The organism is Sulfitobacter sp. 1A12779, from assembly GCF_043557315.1.
Taxonomy (GTDB): domain Bacteria; phylum Pseudomonadota; class Alphaproteobacteria; order Rhodobacterales; family Rhodobacteraceae; genus Sulfitobacter; species Sulfitobacter faviae.
This window is the reverse complement of record NZ_JBIFFU010000019.1, coordinates 34154-53810: the sequence shown is the minus strand read 5'-3', so window position 1 is coordinate 53810 and position 19657 is coordinate 34154. Positions and strand designations below refer to the sequence as shown.

Genomic DNA, 19657 nt, shown 5'->3' with positions numbered 1-19657 from the left:
GCTATGCTGCCGAAATGACCGCCTGACAGGCAGAGGTCTCGCCCCTCTCAAATAGGCGAAAACAAGTTGGCAATCCCAGGCGGGTTAACGTGACAACACCGGCTGGACCGCTGCCCAAAGGGCACGGTCTCGCGGCAACCAGACTGCCCGCGCGCATATCGAAACACTCATGTCCGCGCTGCCCGCTCATTGCAAAATCATCACGGCGATCGACGGCCACCCCGCCACACTTTCATGGCTCGGATCAGTCGCCGGGCACCAGACCATCCCGATGGGCGTCGAGCACTTCGGCCAGACCGGCACCATCGGCGAGCTTTACCGCCATCACGGCATTGATGCCGTCGCCATCGTGGAAAAGGTGAATGGACTGACGGCGGGGAAACATGTGAGCCAGGGCGTTCTGGGGTCGCTGATCTACAACTGACAGCCGACGTCCTGGCCTGCTCGGAGGGTCCTAAGCATCTTTGGGTTACACCAGACCGGTGATTGGCACTGTAGACCGCGAACCACCGCAATCCTCTCTTCGGCTTACCTCGTGGTCCGGCTGAAGCGCGACTGGGCGGCCGCGACGGTCTCGATCGTATCGGCGGCCTGCTGGCCCAAGGCTCCGGCAACGTCATGTGTCAGCAGATTTGTCAGGATGCTGAGTGCCCCCTTGGAGCGGAAGACGAGGCCGGTGTTGGTCGTCGCCGACAGGACGTGCTGGCTGTATTTCAAGGCCCAATGGCAGGATTCATCACAGATCACGATCATGTCGATCCCGGCCTCAACTGACAGCCCGGCGAGGGTCTCTGCCTGTACACTGTAGGGGTAAGTATCAACGATCACCAGTGTTTTTTTCTCCGCCGGATCGGTGAAGAGCGCACCGTAGGCTTCGTCCTGCCCGTCGAGATAGGATACTCTCGGTCGCACGTTTTCGAGCATCGCCGCAAAGCCGATGGCGATGTGCCGGATGATCTGGAAGCTGGTCATATAGACCGCCTCGGAGGCGGCCAAAAGTTCGACGCACTGATGCCAGTTCGGATCGTTGCGCAACCCGTGCACTTGCTCAATGGCGGCGATCTCAAGCCGCAAGTTCTGGCTGGCCCATTCCTCCAACCGGCCGGACTGACCGTAGCGTTCGAGGCGCTGACCAAGGCTGCCCTCCTCCGACAGGGCAGTCACGAATATTCGGCTTTGCTCGAACGACTTGGCTTCGGAAAAATCTCGGAAGCCGATCTTGCGGACAAATCGGCTGACCGTCATCGCGCTGACGCCGACCTTGGCGGCAAGAGAGGCATTGGTTTCGACCATCAGACCTTCGGGGTTGGTTTTCAGATAGTTCGCCAGCGACCGCTCTGCCTTCGAGAGGCTGGGCAAATGCTCCTGAATTCGTTGCGTTAATGAGGCGCTCATTCGATTATCTTACTGCGGTGCTGATCTTCGGAGTTCCCGGTGGCCAAGGCCGTCCGAACCGTGACCCGCCGCAAACGCCTGTGCAATAACGGGGTATGTTATGTCTAACCATGTTATTCTTGTAACTAGAACTCTATGGCGTTACAAGCGTAACCACAGGTTCTGGGGAGGAGCGGCGATCTATGGCAAGTACACACATAACTCGCTCGGGAAAACCGAGGGCCCGCGCACTGGGCTTGAACTTCGAGGGAAAACCAGGTCCAAGCAACAACATCACGGATGTTGACGGCGTATCAGTTGGGTACTCCACGATCGTCGAGGGTGATGGTGCGCTGCGCGTTGGTGACGGTCCCGTTCGAACCGGAGTAACTGCGATTTTACCGAGACGCCCCAAAAACCTCTCTATCCCGGTTTTCGCCGGCTACCACAATTTCAACGGCAACGGCGAAATGTCTGGCGCGCACTACCTCGACGAAGTTGGCCAACTGACCTTTCCGGTCACCATCACGAACACACATTCCTGCGGCGTCACCCGCGACGCCACGCTGAAATGGGCGAGCCGTGCGCATCCGGGCTCTCTGACTGATGCCTTCGGTTTGCCCGTTTCGGCGGAAACCTATGACGGGTTTCTCAATGACATCAACGGGTTTCATGTCACCGAAGATCATGTGTTCGAAGCCATCGAAACGGCTTCTTCCGGGGCTATCGAAGAAGGCAGCGTCGGCGGTGGGACGGGCATGAAGTGTTTTGGATTCAAGGCTGGGTCCGGGAGCGCCTCGCGGGTGGTCCGCTATGGCGACGAAAGCTACATGGTTGGTGTTTTCGTCCAGGCGAATTTCGGCACGCGCGAGCATCTGACTATCTGCGGCATAAACATCGGTGCCGGGCTGCCGGAACCCGCGATCGTGACGCACACACCGCCGACAGATCTGAGTTCGATCATCGTGGTGATTGCCACTGACGCGCCGCTGATGCCGCATCAGCTGACCCTTGGCAAACCCTGTGAGGAACAAATATCCGGAAAACTGATATTCCGAGCGCGCCGCGGGGCAGGGATGCTTGAGTGCGCCGCGCGATCGCGCGGCCCCAAGCAACTTCGGCGCGAAATGCGCGCAGTCATCTTTGCCATGTCACTCAAAACCTTCCGCGGGGATCCGTCGTTCGCTGTCCAGAACCCCAGATCGGAAGTTAGGCTGTTCTGCCTCGCCGCAATCGCCGCCGCTCGATCTCAGCCCTTGGCTAAGACAGCCATCGTCAGCAAAAGCATCGACGACTATGCAAGGGTTGCTCTCTTGCGCGCCTTCGAGAAGGAGCCTCGATTGCTTGCCGCGGTTGATCACATCGCGCAAAGGCGCGCGAAAAGCGCCGGCCCCATGACAGCCGCATCTCACAATTAAGGGCAAAAATTGTCGCCAAACACGTCCCGTCTCAGATTAAAGGGCTCTGCCTCAATCTGTGTGGCGGAACGGTAGCATTCGGGCCCTGAGGAGTTCTGGTCCAGCGCGACCGTACATGGCGCGCTTAAGGGTCTTCAGGCGATTGATCTGACCTTCCGCCTGGCCATTGCTCCAAGGCATCTCGATGGCGTTTTTGACCGCATCGAAGTCCCGGTTCAATGTGCGGGCAAAGCGCACGATGGGCACCAGGTCGGTTTCGATCGCGTCGTCGATCCATGCTGGGAGCGGGTCTGCTTGGCGGCCACGCAGGATGCCGTTGAACCGCATGGCGAGACAGCGCATCGTTGCGAAGGCGGGAGAGCCGGTCTTGAGAGCGTCGACTTTACGCGCCTGATCCGGGGTGAGCTTGCCGCGCGGTTTGATGCACAGCGCGGCCGCGATGACCGGCGAAATCGCGTGCCCCGTTTCCGGGTCCCGGACCGGCTCCAAGATCTGGTGCTCCACGGCTGGGCCCTTCGTGTGCTGTTCGGCTCTGCGCCAGCCCGCCAGCAACCGCTGCAAATGCGACTGACTCCCCTCGTAACCACGCTTTCGGATCATAACGAAAAGGGCGCTCCCAGTTCGAATGCCGTCCTTCCAACTTTGGCTCAGGAACTCTTCAAAAAACCACGGCGAAGTCCGCTTCAAAGCTGCCCGCCTGCGGTCCGGTGGTGTCTCGAACTGCAGCCATTTCGCGATGCTGCGACGCGGGAACCCTGTTCGCCGCCCGATCTCGCTGTAGGAAAGTCCTTGGTTTCGGAGCGCATGGATGGTGTTGAAAATCTCTTCCCGAGACGTCCTGTGCGCAAGGCGTGACTTCAGAAGGCTGCCGGCTGCGGTGATGTTGTCGGCGTCGGACAGCAGCGCCCTGCCGGTCGCACGACCGTGAAGGTTCATCTCCTCCTCGATGGCCTGCCTCAGGTTTTGCACGATATGGAACCGGTCAGCGACCTGCTTTGCCTGCGGTGCCCCTTGCCGGGCGGCCTTGGCGTAGAGACCGCAGCGATCTCTGCTGATCACTTCTACTTCGGGATGTCGCTTCAGCCAGTTGGTGCAGGTGACGACATCTCGATCTTCGAGAATGTCGATGACCACGCGACGCTCCAAATCGACAATGAGCGTGCCGTAGGTCTGCGACTTCCGCCAGCTCCAGTCGTCGATCCCGATGACCCTCGGCGGCTCGGCGGTGTCTTGAGCACGCTTCTTCAAATGCCTGAGCACCGTGTCATCGCTGATCCCAAGGCCCAAACGGTGCAGGAGCCGCTCGGCAGGCCGCCCGCCGGTCGCATGCCCAAGATGGCCGACAATCTTCCCGACACGCGAGGTGCGACGTGCAAAAGGACGCGCAATCCATGCGATTTGGTCTGAGAAAGTCCGGCGTGGGCAAGCGGGTGCCTGACATCGCCAGCGGCAAACCTGGAGTTCCACTGTGACCCCGTCTCTATGTGCGGGATAATCCTGCAGCTGCCGACGCCGCCAGCCGTGACGTCGGTGTGAATGCAATCCACAGTCTGGGCAGATGCCGATTGGTGTCAGACTGCCCGATACAATCCACCCGCCGGAATCACTTCGCTCGACGCTTTGAACCGAAACTTTGCCCCCAGGCGACCAGTGCTGCTTCGAACTCACAACTATACCTCCTGAATTTTCCAGTTTCAGGATAGTTGCGCCACACAAAGTGAGGCAGAGCCGATTAAAGGGCAACGCGACAATAAGACACTTATTTTCCGGGTTTGGCCATGGTGGATCGAGCAGACATCAACGCCGTCGACGATGCTGCGTGGGAACAGGCGGTCGCGCGGGAAACTGTGATCCGTCGGCTGGCAAACAAGTCACCGCCGAACCGTGCCGAGTTTCTCAAGGACTGCCGCGATCTTGGTCTCAAGCGCTCCCGCCTGTACGAGTTGATCTCAGCGTACAAGGCGCGCCCGGTCGCCAGTTCCTTGCTGGCGGCTCAAGTCGGAACACCGAGGGGCAGCCGTCGGCTGCCTGACGAGATCGAAACGGTGATTTCGGGGGCGATCGAGGAGTTTTACAAGTCCCTCCAGAAGCCGAGCATCAACGCCCTGCAAAAGGAGGTGCGCATGCGGTGCAGTCAGAGGGGTTTGCGTCCCCCGTGCTGGACCACGCTGCGGGACCGTGTGGCGGCGATAGATCCGGTCGAACTCACAGCGGCGCGTGAGGGCGCCAGAGCCTCTCGCCAGCGCCATCACCCGCTGCCAGGCAGCTATCAGGTCCAACGGACCTATGAGGTGGTTCAGATCGACCATACGCTGGTGGATGTCATCGTCGTAGATCGAATTCATCGGAAGCCTTTGCAACGGCCCTGGCTGACGCTCGCCATCGACGTCGCCAGCCGCATGGTGGCAGGGTTTTACCTGACGCTGGAGCCGCCATCGACCTTGTCGGTGGCACTGGCCATTCAGCACCTGGTGCAGCCCAAATTCGACTGGCTGGAGAGCTTGGGGATCGACGCAGACTGGCCCGCCGAGGGATTGCCGGATACCATTCACGTCGACAATGCCAAGGAGTTCCGCTCAAAAGCGATGAAGCGGGGCGCCGAGGAGCACGGGATTTCGCTGCAGTACCGGCCTATAGGTGCGCCACACTACGCAGGACGGCGGCAAGGCGGTCAGGCCACCCTCTCGCTGATCTGCGGAACGGCAGCCAGAAACGCGTCATTCTCGGCCGCTGTGCCCATGGTGACGCGCGCCCATGTCTGAAACGGCGCCTCCTGCCATGCCTTGATCAGGATCCCGGCGCGGCGCAGGCCCTCGGCAAACTCATTGGCGGGCTGGCCTGTGTCGAAAAAGACGAAATTGGTCTGGCTGGGCGCGCAGGGATAGCCCTTGGCGGTCAGCGCGGCGGCCACCCTGTCGCGCTCGGCCGCGGCGCACTGCAGCACGCGGTCCAGATGGGCGGTGTCGGCCAGCGCCTCGATCGCGCCTGCGGCGGCCATCGCGTTGACGCCGAAGGGATTGCGCGTCTTCATCAGCGCCCGGATCATCGCGGGTGCGCTGGCGATGCCGTATCCCACCCGCGCGCCAGCCAGGCCGTAGGCCTTGGAGAAGGTGCGCAGCACGATATGGGGCTTGCCGGATGCGGCCAGTATCCCGAGCGCGTCAAAGCGGTGCTGCGGGTCGATGAATTCGACATAGGCCTCGTCGAAGCAGATCAGCGTCGCGGGGTCAGCGGCCTCCACGATGGCGCGGAAGGCGTTTTCGCAGATTGCGGGGCCGGCCGGGTTGCTGGGCGACGAGAAGATCAGGATGCGCGGCGCGCTGCGCAATTCGGCTTTGATCGTCTCGACCGGAAAGGACCAGTCGGCCTCGAAAGGCAGCTTGGTCACCCGCGCGCCGAAGGTCAGCGCGCCGAACTCATGCAGGCCGAAACTGGGGCAGATCGTGACCACGTGATCGCCTGCGCGGATCGTGGCCCGAAAGAGCGCCCCGATCAGATCTTCCGAACCATTGCCGACGATGATCCGGTCCGCCTCGGCCCCGGTGCTTCGCGCAATGGCGCTGCGCAGTGCGGTGTTGGCGGCATCGGGATAGCGCGCGACACCCTTTGCCGCCTCCCGCATCACCTCGATCGCGCGTGGCGACGGGCCAAGCGGGCTCTCGTTGCTGTCCAGCTTGGCCACGCAATCGATGCCGTATGCGTCGCGAAAACGATCCAGTGCCAAGCCGGCATTATACTCCGGCAGATCGCGCACATCCTTGCGGATCAGATCATCGGGAAGCGGGTGTGTCATGGTTGCTGTCCTTGGCGTCAAAGGTCGAAAATCTTGCCGGGGTTCATGATGCCGCCCGGATCAAGCGCGCGTTTGATCCGGCGCATCACATCGAGGGCGGGGCCGTGTTCGGCGTCGAGATACGCCTTCTTGCCGAGGCCGACCCCATGCTCGCCCGTGCAGGTGCCGCCCATGGCGATGGCCATCTCGATCAGGCTGCTGTTGATATGCCGCGCCTCGCGCACCTCATCCGCATCGGCCGGATCATAAAGCAGCACCAGATGGAAGTTGCCATCCCCGACATGCCCGACCAGCGGCGCGATGATCGAGGTGGTGGCGATCACGTCCATGATTCCGCTGATGCAAGCGGGCAGTTGCGAGACAGGCACGCAGACATCCGTGGAGATCCCCTTGATTCCGGGCCGCAGCGCACGCGCGGCATAAAGCGCGTCGTGCCGGATGCGCCACAGCTTCGATGCGGCCTCCGCCGTCTGGGCCGCGTCGAAGCGCAGCGCGCCCTCCGCCAGATCGCGCAGGATCGCCATGTCATGCGCCACGGCCGTTTCGGATCCGGTCAGTTCGATCCAGAGAGTCGGATGCTCGGGAAGATCGGAGCCCGAATAGGCATTGATCGCGCGCATCTGGACGGTATCGGCCAGCTCGATCCGGTTCAGGCAAAGGCCGCATTGCAAGGCGGCCACGACCGTTTCGGTCGCCTTCCCGATGCTGGCGAAACTGCACATCGCGCTTTGCGCCGCCTCGGGGATTCCGAAAAGCCGCAAGGTCAGCTCGGTGATGATGCCGAGCGTGCCTTCGGAGCCGACCATAAGCCGCGTGAGATCATAACCGGCCGAAGATTTGCGCGCCCGACCGCCGGTCTTGATGATCTGCCCGTCCGGCATGACCACGGTCAGCCCCAGCACCAGATCCCGCATCGAGCCGTAGCGCACGGTCGTCGTGCCTGAGGCGCGCGTTGCCGCCATGCCGCCAAGGGTTGCATGCGCGCCCAGATCGACGGGAAAGAAAAGCCCGGTGTCGCGCAGATGCTCGTTCAGCGCCTGCCGGGTGACGCCGCAGGCGACGCGGCAATCCATATCCTCGGGATTGACCGCGATGATTTGGTCCATGCCGGACATGTCGATGCTGATGCCGCCGCGCGGTGCATGGATCTGCCCCTCGAGCGACGATCCGGCGCCGAAGGGAATGACCGGCACGCCGTGCGTATGAGCGGCGCGCAGGATGTCCGCGATATCTTCGGTGGATGTCGCCATGATCACGGCGTCAGGCCATTGGGGCGGAAGATGCGACTCGCCACTCCCGTGGTGCTCGCGTGCGGCGTCCGAGGTCAGCAGGCGCTCGCCGAACCGATGGCGAAGTTCTTCCAAGGCGGCGGTGAGGCTGTCGGTTGCGGCGGGGGTGTCCATGGGATGTGTCGACCTCGGGATCGGATGTGACAACGGGCCGCCGTTCCGGGCGGCCCGCCATATTGCAATTCTGCCCGATCAGGCGTTGAACCACCAGCGTTCGCCGCAGCGGTTGCCGTCAAGGTCCCAGTCGCCCGAGATCTCTTCGGGCGTGCCCACCTTGGATGCCTTGGCATCGAGGAAGTCGGCCCAGACCGGTGCGATCAGCCCGCCCTCATCCGACAGGATGCGCTGGCATTCGTTATAGAGCTCGCGGCGCTTGGCGTCGTCCTTTTCCGAACGGGCGGCGATCAGTGCGGTGTTGAATGCCTCGTTGTCCCAGTTGGTCGCGTTGTAGCCGCCTAACGCCTCCTTGGAGTAGGCGAGGCTGAGCATCAGATCCTCGTTGGCACGGCCGGACCAGCGCGAGGCGAAGAACGGCTTCTTGCCCCAGATGTTCGACCAGTAGCCATCCTCGGGCTCGCGCGCGACATTGATGGTGACGCCTGCCTGCGCGGCATGCTCGGCAAAGAGCTGCGCGGCCTCCACGGCGCCGGTAAAGGGCGTGTTCGAGGCGTGCAGCGTCGTCGTCAGACCCTCGGCGCCCGCGTCCTTCAGTAGCGCTTTGGCCTGCTCGGGGTCATAGCTGTGCTGGGGCAGATCGGGGTTGTGATAGCGATAGGCGTTGGAAATCGGCTGGTCATTGGCGATCGAGCCATAGCCATTGAGAATCTTGTCGACCATGTCCTGACGGTCGATCGCCAGTTTCATCGCCTTGCGCACGCGCACGTCCTGGAACAGCGGATCGGTGGTCATCATGCTGAAGCAGTAATGCACCTTGCCCTGCGTCTGGACCAGATCGACGCCTGGCATGACGGCCATCAGATGGGCCGTTGTCGGATCGACCGAGTTCATCACGTCGATCTGCCCGGTCTGCAGCGCGGTCGTGCGCGCATTGACATCTCGGATCGCCAGCATCTCGATTTCGTCGAAATGGGCGCGATCGGATTTCCAGTAGTTGGGATTCTTGCGGACGATGGATTTGATGCCCGGCTCGTAGGTTTCGAGGATATAGCCGCCGGTGCCGATCCCGGCATCGAAATTCATGTCATCCTTGGGCACGATGACCATCGTGGTCAGCGCCATGACAGGGGGGAAGCCTGCGTTCGGCTCGTTCAGGGTGATCGTCACCTCGTCGGGGGCAGTGGCCTGAACGTCCTTGATCACGGCGACAAGGCTCTTGGTCTGGCTGATCGTGTCCGGTCCGCGATGCAGGTTGATCGAAAAGACCACGTCATCGGCATCCATCGTCTTGCCGTTGTGGAATTCGACCCCCTGGCGAAGCTTGAACACCCAGACGGTCAGATCGTCATTGGATTCCCAGCTGGTGGCAAGCTCGGGCACCAGAACGCCGCCCGCCCCGATCTCGATCAGGTTGTTACGGATCTGCCATTGCAGGTTCTGCATGAACTTGGTCTCGTTCACCTGCGGATCCAGCGTCTCGCCCGAGTCGAAACTGCCGATCCCGAGGCGGAGAGTTCCGCCCGGCTGCGGCGTCGCCGCGCGCAGAGGCTGGCCCGAGAGGCCCAGAACGGCGGCCCCGCCCATGGCGCCCGCACCGATCAGGAGACTGCGTCGGTTCATTGAAATCGTCATTGAAAGATATCCCTGTTATGGGCCGACACCGATCATCGCCAGATGATTGAACACCCGTTGAGCGGGCGGCCGTTTGCGTGTTATTATGTCTATTGTTATTAGAATAGGTCTACCGCTGATCTTCTGACAAATGAGAATTGCGCAGACACTCTTTAGGCTTTCTAAGTGTATCTGGTGCGACCGCATGTTATAGGCAGGCTATGCAATCCACTCTTCCTCCTCTCCGTGCGCTTCAGGCCTTCGAAAGCTTCGGGCGGCTCGGTTCTGTCACGGCGGCGGCCAAGGAACTGGGCGTGACGCCCGGCGCGATCAGCCAGCAGATCAAGATCCTCGAGACGCAACTCAAGGTCCCGCTGATCATGAAGGATGGCCGGCGCGCATCACTGGCCCCTGCCGCGCGGTCGTATCACGACTTGCTGTCGGCCGGCTTCGCCAAGCTCCAGCAGGCGCAGGGGCTACTTGCCGAGCGGATGGCCGACCGGGACGTGAGTATCTCGGGGCTGCCGACCTTGCTGCTCAAATGGCTCAATCCGCGCCTTCACCGTTTCGAGGCGGCTCACGGCTCGGCCTCTTTCCGGCTTGAGGCCACCCATGTAGAGCCGGAGCCGCAATTCCTGAACCACATGTTCCGCCTGACCTATGGCGCGGCATCCGAGGTGCATCCGCATCGGCGCGCGCTCTTCCATGATGTCTGCTTTCCGGTCTGCGCGCCCGAATTCCTGGCGCGCCACCCCGAGGCGTCGGACCCTGAAGCGCTGGGATCGCTGCCGTGGGTCGATATCGACTGGGGTCCGGGCTATGCCAGCGTGCCGCGCCTTGGCGACTGGCTTGCGGCCCAAGATCAGCCGCGCCCCAGGCAGAAACCCGTCTCGATCCATTCTCTTTCCGGCTCGGCGCTGGAAGCTGTGGCAAGCGGGCAGGGCGTTGCCCTGGCGCAGCATTCATTTGCTTCGATGGATCTGAAGCTGGGACGGCTGGTGCGTTTGTCCGAGCAGTCCATCCCCATGCCCGAACCCTATTACATCTGTTGGTCGCCCATGCTGCTGGAGAATGATGTCTCGCGCAGGTTCCTGAACTGGATCCTGGCCGAGGCGCGCTCTGGCCAGGGCGCCGACCGATTTTCCATAAGGCAGGAAAACTAAACAATCACCCTGCAGAACGACGTTTAATTTTGCCATGTCTTCAATATAGATCGGAGAGGTCCAGCCACACCCAAGCCAGTCAGGAGTCCAGGTATGTTTTTGAAGAACGCATGGTATGTCGCCGCATGGAGCGACGAGATCAAGGGCGAGCTGCAGCAGGTCAAGGTGCTGGGCGAGAAGATCTGTATGTTCCGCAACAGCCACGGCGAAGTCATCGCGATGGAGGATGCCTGCCCGCATCGCAAGCTGCCGCTCAGCAAGGGCCGGATCAAGGATGACAATGTCGAATGCGGCTACCATGGCCTGACCTTCGATTGCGCGGGCCAATGCGTCTGGGCGCCGGGAGGCGGGCGCATCCCCTCGGCCGCCAAGGTGCGTCCCTATCCGGTGCATGAGAAATACGGGCTGGTCTGGATCTGGATGGGCAATGCGGCGATCGCGGACCCCGAGGACATCATCGACATCCCGAATTTCGACAATCCCGAATGGGGCATCAATCGCGGCGCGGCGATGGAGCTGAACTGCAATTACTTGCTGATGTGCGACAACCTGCTCGATCCGACGCATGTGGCCTGGGTCCACGAGTCCTCCTTTGCGGCCGCGGCGACCAAGGACACGCCGCTGCGCGTGACCAAGACTGACACGGGCGTCATCGTCCACCGCTGGATGATGGATCACGAGCCCGCGCCCTTCTACAAGAAGGTTGTCGAGTTCGAGGGCAATTGCGACCGTCTGCAGCATTACGAAGTGCGCTATCCCAGCCACGCGCTGATCCGCGCCGTGTTCACCCCCGCCGGAACCGGCGGCGTCGATGGCACCCTGCACGAGAAGACGTTTGTCATGGACAGCTACAACTTCATGACGCCTACTACCGAGACCGAGACGCGCTATTACTGGTTCCAGCTGCGCAATATCCGTCCTGACGACGAAGAGCTGTCGAAAATGATGAGCGAGGACGTGCGCAGCGCATTCGAAGAGGATCGCGCCGTTCTGAACGAGGTGCAGATCGGCATGACCGAAAAAACTTCACCGCATATCGACCTGCATATCGACGCGGGCCAGCTGCGATTCCGGCGGCAACTGGAAGCGATGATCGCCGAAGAGGCGATGGTCGACGCCAAGATGAGCCAGTGACATGGCTGGCGGTTTCCGCGCGTTCCGGGTCGCTCGCAAGCTGCGCGAGAGCGACATCATCACCTCCTTTTATCTCGAGCCGGCGGATGGGGCGCCGCTCTGGTCTCCGTTGCCCGGTCAATACCTGACGCTGCGGGTGCCGGGCGCGGACGCTCCGGTGCTCAAGACCTATTCGGTCTCGAACCATGTTTCCGACGGGCAGGCCCACCGCATCACGGTGAAACGCGAGGCGGGGCAGGGCGGCGCGCCCGATGGCGTGGGATCGTGCTGGCTTCACGACGGGGTGCAGGAAGGCGACCAGATCGAGATCGCGGCCCCGCGCGGCGGTTTCGTCCTCGACGAGACAAGCCGCCGTCCCGTTCTGCTCCTGTCGGGCGGGGTCGGGCTGACGCCGCTTGTGTCGATGCTGCACAGCCTCAAGGATAGCGGGCGCGACGTCTATTTCATCCATGCTTGCGAGAATGGTGCGGTCCACGCGTTGCGTGACGAGGTCGAGGCATTGGCGGGCGAAAATATCCACGCATTCTTTGTCTATCGCACGCCCTCCGAGGAGGATCGTCGCGACGCGCGCTTTCACGCCGAGGGGGTGATCGACAAGGCATTCCTGCAAGACCATGTCCCGATCGGTGATTACGAGGCCTACATGTGCGGCCCTGTGCCGTTCATGGCGGCGATGTACCAGTTGCTCCAGGAGCTGGGCATCCCGAAGGACCGGATCGCTTACGAGTTTTTCGGCAAGGCGATGTCACTGGATCAGGTGAGCCCCGCGTCCTCCGTTGCGCCATCGCAGGCCGCGTCGAAGGCGGCGGCCTCGATCCGCTCGCTGACCTTCCTGACCAACCCCGATGCCTGGGCCAGCGATGAAACCGCAGTCGAGCTGGCCCCGAAAGCGGCGCCTTTCGCAGTGGCGGGCGATGTGACGTTTCGCAAATCCGGCAAGGCGGCAACATGGGACGGAGAATCCGCGTCCCTGCTCGAGTTGGCCGAGGCTGCGGGCCTCGCGCCTGAATTCAGTTGCCGTGCGGGGATCTGCAACACGTGCAAATGCGCGCTGATCTCGGGCGAGGTCGAATATTTCGAGGATCCACTGAACCCGCCCGCTCCGGGGGAGGTGCTGATTTGCTGCGCCCGTCCCAAGGGGCCGGTGGTGCTGGATATCTAGCCCGCGCAGCGCGCGGTCTGCTCCAGCAGAGCATCCAGTGCCGTGCCGGAGAGTTCCGGGCAGATAACGCAAAGATGATCGCCGGGCGCGACAATCGCGCCCGCACGCTGAATGGCGACAATGCCTGCGACGGGCGCGGTCAGGTCAATGGCCGAAACGTCCAGACGATGCAGATCGCGTAGGCGGGCGATAGGCTGACCAGCGCTGACCGCCTCGCCCAACGCAACCAGCGGCTCGGCAAGCGCGTGGTGATCCGATGTAACAGCCGCCGAAGCGGCGCCGAGATCCAGAAACCGCGTCTGCGGCGCGGGTCCCGCCCCCAGACGCGTCGCTGCCGCCTCGTGCAGGATGCCCGCGTCAACCAGCACGCGCAAGACGCCCTGCCAGCCTGCCTCTAGCGCGCGCCGTGACACCTTGCCCTCACCGCCCAGCTCGCAGGACAGCATGGCGCAGCCCGCCGCATGAGCGGCCCCGTCGAAATCTCCGGGTGTGTCGCCGGGCGGCACGACCATCGCGAAAGGCAGGCCCATTGTCGTGGCCATGGCGCGCGTTTGCGCATCGCGGGCCGCATCGCCCGAAAGGCAAAGATAGGCGGCGTCGAGATAGGCGGTGCCCGTCCCGCCCGAATGCAGGTCGATGGCGATATCGGCCAGCGGCATGAGCTGCGTGGCCACGAAACCTGCAATCTCGCGGGTGGGGCCGGCATGGGCCTCTCCGGGGAAGGAGCGGTTCAGGTTGCCGCCATCCAGCGGCGATGTGCGGCTGACGGCCTCGATCGCAGGCATGTTGAGCGCGGGCGCGAGGATGAGGCGGCCGTGCAGATCTTCGGGCTCGAGCCGCTCGAAGAGCCGGCGGGCGATGATCTGCCCTTCATATTCGTCGCCATGGTTGCCGCCGCAGATCAGGGCGGTGGGGCCATCCTCGCCGCGTATCACGCCCAGCGGTGCGCGGATTGCCGAAAAGGCGTGCCGGTTGCCCGAATGCGTCAGGCCGTATTGCCCCGCCCGCTTGCCAGCGGCATCGAGATCGAGGGGCGATGACAAGGTGCCGAACGCAAGACCCATCATGACGCGCCTTGCCCGCTTTCGCCCCGGGCGGCCAGAAGCCGGGTCAGCCACTCGGGATCCATTTCAGGCACCGATGACAGAAGAAGCTCGGTATAGGGGGCGTGGGGCGGCGTAAAGATGTCGTCCTTGGTGCCCTGCTCGACGATGACGCCGCGTTGCATCACCACCACGGTATCCGCGATGGAGCGAACCGTCGCCAGATCATGCGTGATGAACATGTAGGTCAGGTTCATCTCGCGCTGCAGCCGGTCCAGAAGGCGCAGGATGCCCTCGGCGACCAGCTGATCGAGTGCGGAAGTCACCTCGTCGCAGATGATGAATTCGGGCTCGGCCGCCAGTGCGCGGGCGATGCAGACGCGCTGTTTCTGCCCTCCTGACAGCTCGCCGGGCAAGCGGTCGATGAATTCGTCCGGATCGAGCTCGATCAGGGTGAGCAGCTCGCGGATGCGCGCCTCCTTGGCGGCGCCCTTGAGGCCGAGAAAAAACTCCAGCGGCCGGCCAAGCACCTCGCGGATGCGCTGCTTGGGGTTCAGCGCGGTATCGGCCATCTGGTGGATCATCTGCACATGGCGTTGCAGATCAGGCGTGCGATCCCGGCTCGAGGCGGGCAGGGGCGTGCCGTCGAATTCGATCGAGCCCTGCCACGGCGGCAAGAGGCCCATCACGACACGCGCGAGGGTGGACTTGCCCGATCCGCTTTCGCCGACGATCGCGACGGTCGATCCGCGCGTGATCGTCAGGTCGATATCCTTGAGGACCGTGACTGCGCCATAGCCTGCCGTGACCCGCTCGATTTCCAGCAGCGGCGCGATGCCTTCCTCCTGCGGGGGCAGGGGATCGCGGCGGAATTCGCGAACGGCCCAGAGGGACTTGGTGTAGTCCTCTTGGGGATCGGCCAGCATGTCGCGTGCGGGCGCATCCTCGACCTCTTCGCCGCGTAGCAGCACCTTGATCCGGTCGGCCATCTGCGCGACGACCGCCAGATCATGCGTGATGTAGATCGCGGCGGTATTGTATTCGTGCACGATGTCACGGATCGCGGCCAGAACCTCGATCTGGGTGGTCACGTCCAACGCGGTCGTCGGCTCGTCGAAAACGATCAGATCGGGGCGGCAGGACATGGCCATCGCCGTCATCGCGCGCTGAAGCTGCCCGCCCGAGACCTGATGCGGATAGCGAAAGCCGATTTGATCGGGGTCCGGCAGGCGGATCTTGCGATAGAGCTCGACCGCATCGCGCTGCGCCTCGGCGCGGCTCATGACGCCATGCTTGACCGGGCCTTCGGAATACTGGTCGATCAGCTTGTAGGCTGGGTTGAAGGCTGCGGCCGCGGATTGCGCGACATAGGCAATGCGCTTGCCGCGCAGCTTGCGCAGGGTATTGGCATTCGCACCTACCAGCTCCTGCCCGTCGAACCTGATCGAGCCGCCGCTGATCCGGCAGCCGCCCTTGGTATAGCCCATGGCGGCGAGGCCCAGCGTCGATTTGCCGGCGCCGCTCTCGCCGATGAGGCCCAGGATCTCGCCGCGCCTCAGCCCCAGATCGACACCCTTGATGATGGGCTTCCATGCCCGGTCGGAGCGTCCCTCGATACGGATATCGGTCATCTCCAGCAGCAGATCGCTCATGCGTTACTCCTTGAGGCCCGAGGACATGTGCAGCACCCAGTCGACGATCAGGTTGACCCCGATGGTCAGCAGCGCGATGGCCCCGGCTGGTAGCAGCGGCGCAAGGCCGAATGTCGCCATCTGCCAGGTCGAGAAATCGGCAAAGCCGATCAGCTTGGCGCTTTCGCGGACCATGCCGCCCCAGTCGGCGGTGGGCGGTTGGATGCCGAGGCCGAGGAATGACAGCGCCGAGATGAAGAGGAAGACAAAGCAGAAGCGCAGGCCGAATTCCGCGATCAGGGGCGCCGCGGCATTGGGCAGCACCTCCTTGCGGATCAGCCACCACAGGCCCTCGCCGCGCATCCGCGCCACCTCGATATAATCCATTGTCAGGATGCCTTGGGCGACGGCGCGCGACAGGCGGTAGACACGGGTGCTGTCCAGGATGGCGATGACGAAGATGAGGGCCAGGACCGATGTACCGGTGATGGTCAGGATGAGCAGCGCGAAGATCAGCGCCGGGATCGCCATCAGCACATCGACCACGCGCGCACTGATCGCGTCGAACCATCCGCCGAGGGTAGCGGCCAGAAGGCCCATGGTCGCGCCTAGAAGGAAGGCCAGCGCCGTTGTGGCCAGCGCGATGCCAACCGTATTGCGCGCGCCGTAGATCAGACGCGAGAGCACGTCGCGCCCCAGCGCATCGGTGCCAAGGTAATGTGGCGCGGCCCAGGGCTGATATTGCGCACCCACCGAGGCCGCCTCGGGATAGGGGGCCAGCAGCGGCGCGGCAATGGCCAGGACGGCGTAGAGACCGATGATCGCGATGCCGATCCAAGCCGAAACCGGCGCGCCGCGCAAGGTGTATAGTATTTCGTTCACGGCGCTACCTCGGGTGCAGAAGGCGGGGATTGGCGATGATCGACAGGATATCCGCCGCGAGGTTCAAAATGATGTAGGTGGCCGCGAATATCAGGCAGGCGGCCTGCACCACGGTCACATCGCGATTCGACACCGCATCGACCAGGATCTGACCCAGGCCGGGATAGACGAAGACCACCTCGACCAGCACCACCCCGACGATCAGATAGGCAAGGTTCAGCGCGATCACGTTTATGATCGGCGCGAGCGCATTGGGCAGGGCATGAACCGCGATCACGCGCCAGCGCTTCATCCCCTTCAGATGCGCCATCTCGATATAAGGCAGAGCCAAGAGGTTCAGAATCGCCGCCCGAGTCATGCGCATCATGTAGGCCAGCACGATCAGCGTCAGCGTCATCGCGGGCAGAAACGTCAGGTAAAGCCGCTCGCCGAGGCCCGTGCCGGGATCGACATTGGCGAGGCTGGGAAACCAGCCGAATGCCACCGAAAAGATCAGGATCAGGATATAGGCGATGAAGAACTCGGGGAACGAGATCGCGGCCAAAGTCGAGCTGCTGAGTATCCGGTCGAAGACAGATCCGTTATAGAGCGCGGCCAGCATGCCCGACACCACGGAGATCGGAACCGCGATCGCGGCGGCATAGCCTGCAAGGAAAAACGTGTTGGCCGCGCGCTGGCCGATCAGTTCGGAGATGGGGCGCTGATTGGCGAGGCTGATGCCGAAATCGCCCGTGACGGCGCCGCCAAGCCATGACAGGTAGCGCGCGGGCAGGGACCGGTTCAGATCGTATTTCTCGCGAAAGGCGTTCAGGCTTTCTTCGGTCGCGGCCTGGCCAAGAACCTCGGTCGCGATGTCGCCGGGCAGCATTTCGATGGCGCCGAAGATGATGATCGTCACGACGAAAAGCGTCATGCATCCGACCAGCAGTCTTTTCAGAATGATCGACAGGATAGTCCGCATCTAAACCGCTTCTTGTCCAAGGGATTCCGTTTATGTCTAGACTATATATAGGGTGATTGAGGTCGCCTAGCCCCGCAAGCGCAGGCTTGAAGCGCCGTCGTTTAGAATATCTACAAGGTCGCGCCGCAGGCTTGGTGTGGGATAAGATATAGACTATAACTGCAATAGCGCGAACTTATGCGAAGGCTTGCCCGATGAATGCCACTTACAAGGATGTGAAATCGGACATCCTGTCCAAGATCACCAGCGGCCATTGGCAGCCCGGCAGCTTTATCCCGAACGAGATCGAGCTTGCGGAAACCTATGGCTGCGCCCGCGCGACCGTGAACCGCGCTATGCGCGAGCTGGCGGATGACGGCCTGATCGAGCGGCGGCGCAAGGCAGGCACGCGAGTCCGCGCAAGTCCGATCCGGCAGGCGCGTTTCGACATTCCGCTTGTGCGCCGCGAGATCGAGGACAAGGGCGCCGAATATCGCTACAGCCTAGCGTCGCGCAGCATCGAGACTGCGCCCGACTGGCTGCGCACGCGGCTTCAGCTGGGGCAGGGGGCCGACGCGCTGCACCTCGTCTGCATGCATTACGCCGATGGCGATCCGTTCCAGCACGAGGATCGCTGGATCAATCTCGAGGTTCTGCCGCAGGCGCGAGATGCCGACTTCTCGCAGGTCGGGCCCAATGAATGGCTGGTTTCGACCATTCCCTTCTCGACGGCCGAGATCAGCTTTTCCGCCACGCTGGCCGATGCCGGTATGGCCGGGCATCTCGGCTGCCAGCCGGGCGATCCGCTCTTTACGGTCGAGCGGGCCACATGGTTTGAAGGCAGCGCGAACACCTTCGTCAAGCTGGCCTATCGCCCCGGCCATCGCATGACCACGCGCTATTGAACGCACTCCTTGAAACGAAAGGATCCGCCATGAGCATTCAGCCGCTCGCGCCCTTGATTACGCCCTGTCTGATCGTCGACGAGGCCAGGATGATGCGCAACATCAAGAGGCTTGAGGGTCACGCAGCCAGCCTTGAAGTGCCGCTGCGCCCGCACCTCAAGACTGGCAAGTCGATAGAGGTGGCCCGCCGGATGCTGGCCGGCGGCACAGGGTCTGCCATGGTCTCGACCCTCGCCGAGGCCGAGGTGTTCGCCGCGGCCGGGATCCGCGACATCACCTATGGCGTGGGCATCGCGCTGAACAAGCTGGACCGGGTTCTGGACCTGCACCGCGCCGGATGCCGCCTGACTGTCCTGGTGGATTCCGCCATGCAGGCGCGCGCGGTTGCGGAGGCGTCGGCGCAGGCGGACATCGCCATTCCCGCGCTGATCGAGATCGACAGCGACGGCCATCGCAGCGGGCTGGTGCCAGACGATCCCGAGATCATCGAGATCGGGCGCATCCTGCATCAGGGCGGCGCCGAGTTGGCGGGCGTCCTTTGTCATGCGGGCCAGAGCTATGGTGCCGTGGGCCATGCCGCGCAGGCCGAATTTGCCGAGGTCGAGCGCGCCGCATTAGTGCGGGCCGCCGAGGCGCTGCGCGCGGCGGGCCTGCCATGCCCCATTGTCAGCGCAGGATCGACGCCCACGGCCCATGCGGCGCAGGATCTGACCGGCGTGACCGAGCTGCGCGCAGGCGTCTATGTCTTTTTCGACCTGGTGATGGCGGGTATCGGCGCCTGCGCGGTGGATGATATCGCGCTGTCGGTGTTGACCACGGTGATCGGCCATCAGCCCGCGCGCGGCTCGATCATGGTCGATGCGGGATGGATGGCCATGTCGCGCGATCGCGGCACGGCGGCACAGGAGGTGGATCAAGGCTATGGTCTGGTCTGCGACGAGGCGGGGCGCCCGATCCCCGATCTGATCGTCACCCAGACAAGTCAGGAGCATGGGACGATCGCACTGCGGCCCGGATCAAGCGCAGCGATGCCGGCTCTTCCCATCGGCACGCGCCTGCGCATCCTGCCCAACCATGCCTGCGCGACCGCGTCGCAGCATGGGCACTATAATGTCATTCCCGCCAAGGGCGGTCCGCTCATGCAATGGGAGCGCTTCGGGGGCTGGTAGCGGGACCGCCGCCGGGGAGGGCCCCG

At 62.9% G+C, this 19657-nt stretch carries 16 protein-coding genes and 1 pseudogene; 8 read left to right on the top strand and 9 right to left on the bottom strand.

The window, feature by feature from the left end:
* Window positions 1-88: 88 nt before the first annotated feature.
* Window positions 89-424 (top strand): annotated as a pseudogene (locus tag ACGYLQ_RS16965) (transketolase); the annotation flags it as partial.
* 104 nt (window positions 425-528) lie between these two features.
* Here ACGYLQ_RS16965 and ACGYLQ_RS16960 read toward each other — a convergent pair.
* A complete protein-coding gene (locus ACGYLQ_RS16960) occupies window positions 529-1395 on the bottom strand; it encodes a MurR/RpiR family transcriptional regulator (protein WP_082035343.1) in 867 nt (288 codons plus the stop codon).
* Window positions 1396-1577: 182 nt separating this feature from the next.
* Here ACGYLQ_RS16960 and ACGYLQ_RS16955 point away from each other — a divergent pair, with 182 nt between their 5' ends.
* Window positions 1578-2792 (top strand): P1 family peptidase, encoded by a 1215-nt coding sequence (locus ACGYLQ_RS16955; RefSeq protein WP_394444007.1) that lies wholly within the window; start codon window positions 1578-1580, stop codon window positions 2790-2792.
* Window positions 2793-2843: 51 nt separating this feature from the next.
* Here the strand turns inward: ACGYLQ_RS16955 and ACGYLQ_RS16950 are convergent, their stop codons facing one another.
* Window positions 2844-4382, bottom strand: coding sequence for an ISL3 family transposase (locus ACGYLQ_RS16950; protein WP_276155352.1), 1539 nt, complete (start codon window positions 4380-4382; stop codon window positions 2844-2846).
* Window positions 4383-4570: 188 nt separating this feature from the next.
* Here ACGYLQ_RS16950 and ACGYLQ_RS16945 point away from each other — a divergent pair, with 188 nt between their 5' ends.
* Window positions 4571-5554 carry a transposase family protein gene (locus ACGYLQ_RS16945; protein ID WP_394444005.1) on the top strand — a complete coding sequence of 328 codons (984 nt, stop codon included), beginning with the start codon at window positions 4571-4573 and terminating at the stop codon, window positions 5552-5554.
* Here the strand turns inward: ACGYLQ_RS16945 and ACGYLQ_RS16940 are convergent.
* From ACGYLQ_RS16940 to ACGYLQ_RS16930, 3 genes are all read right to left on the bottom strand, one after another.
* A complete protein-coding gene (locus tag ACGYLQ_RS16940) occupies window positions 5464-6585 on the bottom strand; it encodes an aminotransferase class I/II-fold pyridoxal phosphate-dependent enzyme (protein WP_276155318.1) in 1122 nt (373 codons plus the stop codon). The two genes, ACGYLQ_RS16945 and ACGYLQ_RS16940, sit on opposite strands and share 91 nt — an antisense overlap.
* Before the next feature lie 17 nt (window positions 6586-6602).
* Entirely contained in the window at window positions 6603-7988 is a 1386-nt protein-coding gene (locus tag ACGYLQ_RS16935) for an FAD-binding oxidoreductase (RefSeq protein ID WP_276155319.1), read from the bottom strand.
* Window positions 7989-8066: 78 nt separating this feature from the next.
* Entirely contained in the window at window positions 8067-9611 is a 1545-nt protein-coding gene (locus ACGYLQ_RS16930; protein WP_276155320.1) for an ABC transporter substrate-binding protein, read from the bottom strand.
* 212 nt (window positions 9612-9823) lie between these two features.
* On the opposite strand from ACGYLQ_RS16930, the gene ACGYLQ_RS16925 reads away from it, so the two are divergent.
* From ACGYLQ_RS16925 to ACGYLQ_RS16915, 3 genes are all read left to right on the top strand, one after another.
* Window positions 9824-10765, top strand: a complete 942-nt coding sequence (locus ACGYLQ_RS16925; RefSeq protein ID WP_276155321.1) for a LysR substrate-binding domain-containing protein — start codon at window positions 9824-9826, stop codon at window positions 10763-10765.
* Window positions 10766-10858: 93 nt separating this feature from the next.
* Window positions 10859-11899, top strand: a complete 1041-nt coding sequence (locus ACGYLQ_RS16920; RefSeq protein ID WP_276155322.1) for an aromatic ring-hydroxylating dioxygenase subunit alpha — start codon at window positions 10859-10861, stop codon at window positions 11897-11899.
* Between the two features lies 1 nt (window position 11900).
* Window positions 11901-13061 (top strand): 2Fe-2S iron-sulfur cluster-binding protein, encoded by a 1161-nt coding sequence (locus ACGYLQ_RS16915; protein WP_276155323.1) that lies wholly within the window; start codon window positions 11901-11903, stop codon window positions 13059-13061.
* Here the strand turns inward: ACGYLQ_RS16915 and ACGYLQ_RS16910 are convergent.
* From ACGYLQ_RS16910 to ACGYLQ_RS16895, 4 genes are read right to left on the bottom strand one after another with little or no spacing between them, the layout of a single operon-like run.
* On the bottom strand, window positions 13058-14128 hold the full coding sequence (locus ACGYLQ_RS16910; RefSeq protein WP_276155324.1) for a succinylglutamate desuccinylase/aspartoacylase family protein: 1071 nt from the start codon (window positions 14126-14128) through the stop codon (window positions 13058-13060). The genes ACGYLQ_RS16915 and ACGYLQ_RS16910 overlap by 4 nt on opposite strands.
* Window positions 14125-15756, bottom strand: a complete 1632-nt coding sequence (locus ACGYLQ_RS16905; RefSeq protein WP_276155325.1) for an ABC transporter ATP-binding protein — start codon at window positions 15754-15756, stop codon at window positions 14125-14127. Before ACGYLQ_RS16905 ends, ACGYLQ_RS16910 begins: the two co-directional genes overlap by 4 nt.
* A gap of 3 nt (window positions 15757-15759) precedes the next feature.
* Window positions 15760-16608 (bottom strand): ABC transporter permease, encoded by an 849-nt coding sequence (locus ACGYLQ_RS16900; protein ID WP_276155353.1) that lies wholly within the window; start codon window positions 16606-16608, stop codon window positions 15760-15762.
* Window positions 16609-16621: 13 nt separating this feature from the next.
* The gene (locus ACGYLQ_RS16895; RefSeq protein WP_276155326.1) at window positions 16622-17578 is read right to left on the bottom strand and encodes an ABC transporter permease; all 957 of its coding nucleotides are present in this window, start codon (window positions 17576-17578) and stop codon (window positions 16622-16624) included.
* A gap of 194 nt (window positions 17579-17772) precedes the next feature.
* On the opposite strand from ACGYLQ_RS16895, the gene ACGYLQ_RS16890 reads away from it, so the two are divergent.
* Both ACGYLQ_RS16890 and ACGYLQ_RS16885 read left to right on the top strand, forming a co-directional pair.
* Window positions 17773-18462, top strand: coding sequence for a UTRA domain-containing protein (locus ACGYLQ_RS16890; protein WP_276155327.1), 690 nt, complete (start codon window positions 17773-17775; stop codon window positions 18460-18462).
* Between the two features lie 29 nt (window positions 18463-18491).
* Window positions 18492-19631 (top strand): DSD1 family PLP-dependent enzyme, encoded by a 1140-nt coding sequence (locus ACGYLQ_RS16885; protein WP_276155328.1) that lies wholly within the window; start codon window positions 18492-18494, stop codon window positions 19629-19631.
* The last annotated feature ends 26 nt before the right edge of the window (window positions 19632-19657 follow it).

What these genes read in the sequence shown, in the direction of transcription:
- ACGYLQ_RS16960 (WP_082035343.1), bottom strand. Translation starts at nt 1,395, where the DNA reads ATGAGCGCCTCATTAACGCAACGAATTCAGGAGCATTTGCCCAGCCTC.
- ACGYLQ_RS16955 (WP_394444007.1), top strand. Translation starts at nt 1,578, where the DNA reads ATGGCAAGTACACACATAACTCGCTCGGGAAAACCGAGGGCCCGCGCA.
- ACGYLQ_RS16945 (WP_394444005.1), top strand. Translation starts at nt 4,571, where the DNA reads ATGGTGGATCGAGCAGACATCAACGCCGTCGACGATGCTGCGTGGGAA.
- ACGYLQ_RS16940 (WP_276155318.1), bottom strand. Translation starts at nt 6,585, where the DNA reads ATGACACACCCGCTTCCCGATGATCTGATCCGCAAGGATGTGCGCGAT.
- ACGYLQ_RS16935 (WP_276155319.1), bottom strand. Translation starts at nt 7,988, where the DNA reads ATGGACACCCCCGCCGCAACCGACAGCCTCACCGCCGCCTTGGAAGAA.
- ACGYLQ_RS16930 (WP_276155320.1), bottom strand. Translation starts at nt 9,611, where the DNA reads ATGAACCGACGCAGTCTCCTGATCGGTGCGGGCGCCATGGGCGGGGCC.
- ACGYLQ_RS16925 (WP_276155321.1), top strand. Translation starts at nt 9,824, where the DNA reads ATGCAATCCACTCTTCCTCCTCTCCGTGCGCTTCAGGCCTTCGAAAGC.
- ACGYLQ_RS16920 (WP_276155322.1), top strand. Translation starts at nt 10,859, where the DNA reads ATGTTTTTGAAGAACGCATGGTATGTCGCCGCATGGAGCGACGAGATC.
- ACGYLQ_RS16915 (WP_276155323.1), top strand. Translation starts at nt 11,901, where the DNA reads ATGGCTGGCGGTTTCCGCGCGTTCCGGGTCGCTCGCAAGCTGCGCGAG.
- ACGYLQ_RS16910 (WP_276155324.1), bottom strand. Translation starts at nt 14,128, where the DNA reads ATGATGGGTCTTGCGTTCGGCACCTTGTCATCGCCCCTCGATCTCGAT.
- ACGYLQ_RS16905 (WP_276155325.1), bottom strand. Translation starts at nt 15,756, where the DNA reads ATGAGCGATCTGCTGCTGGAGATGACCGATATCCGTATCGAGGGACGC.
- ACGYLQ_RS16895 (WP_276155326.1), bottom strand. Translation starts at nt 17,578, where the DNA reads ATGCGGACTATCCTGTCGATCATTCTGAAAAGACTGCTGGTCGGATGC.
- ACGYLQ_RS16890 (WP_276155327.1), top strand. Translation starts at nt 17,773, where the DNA reads ATGAATGCCACTTACAAGGATGTGAAATCGGACATCCTGTCCAAGATC.
- ACGYLQ_RS16885 (WP_276155328.1), top strand. Translation starts at nt 18,492, where the DNA reads ATGAGCATTCAGCCGCTCGCGCCCTTGATTACGCCCTGTCTGATCGTC.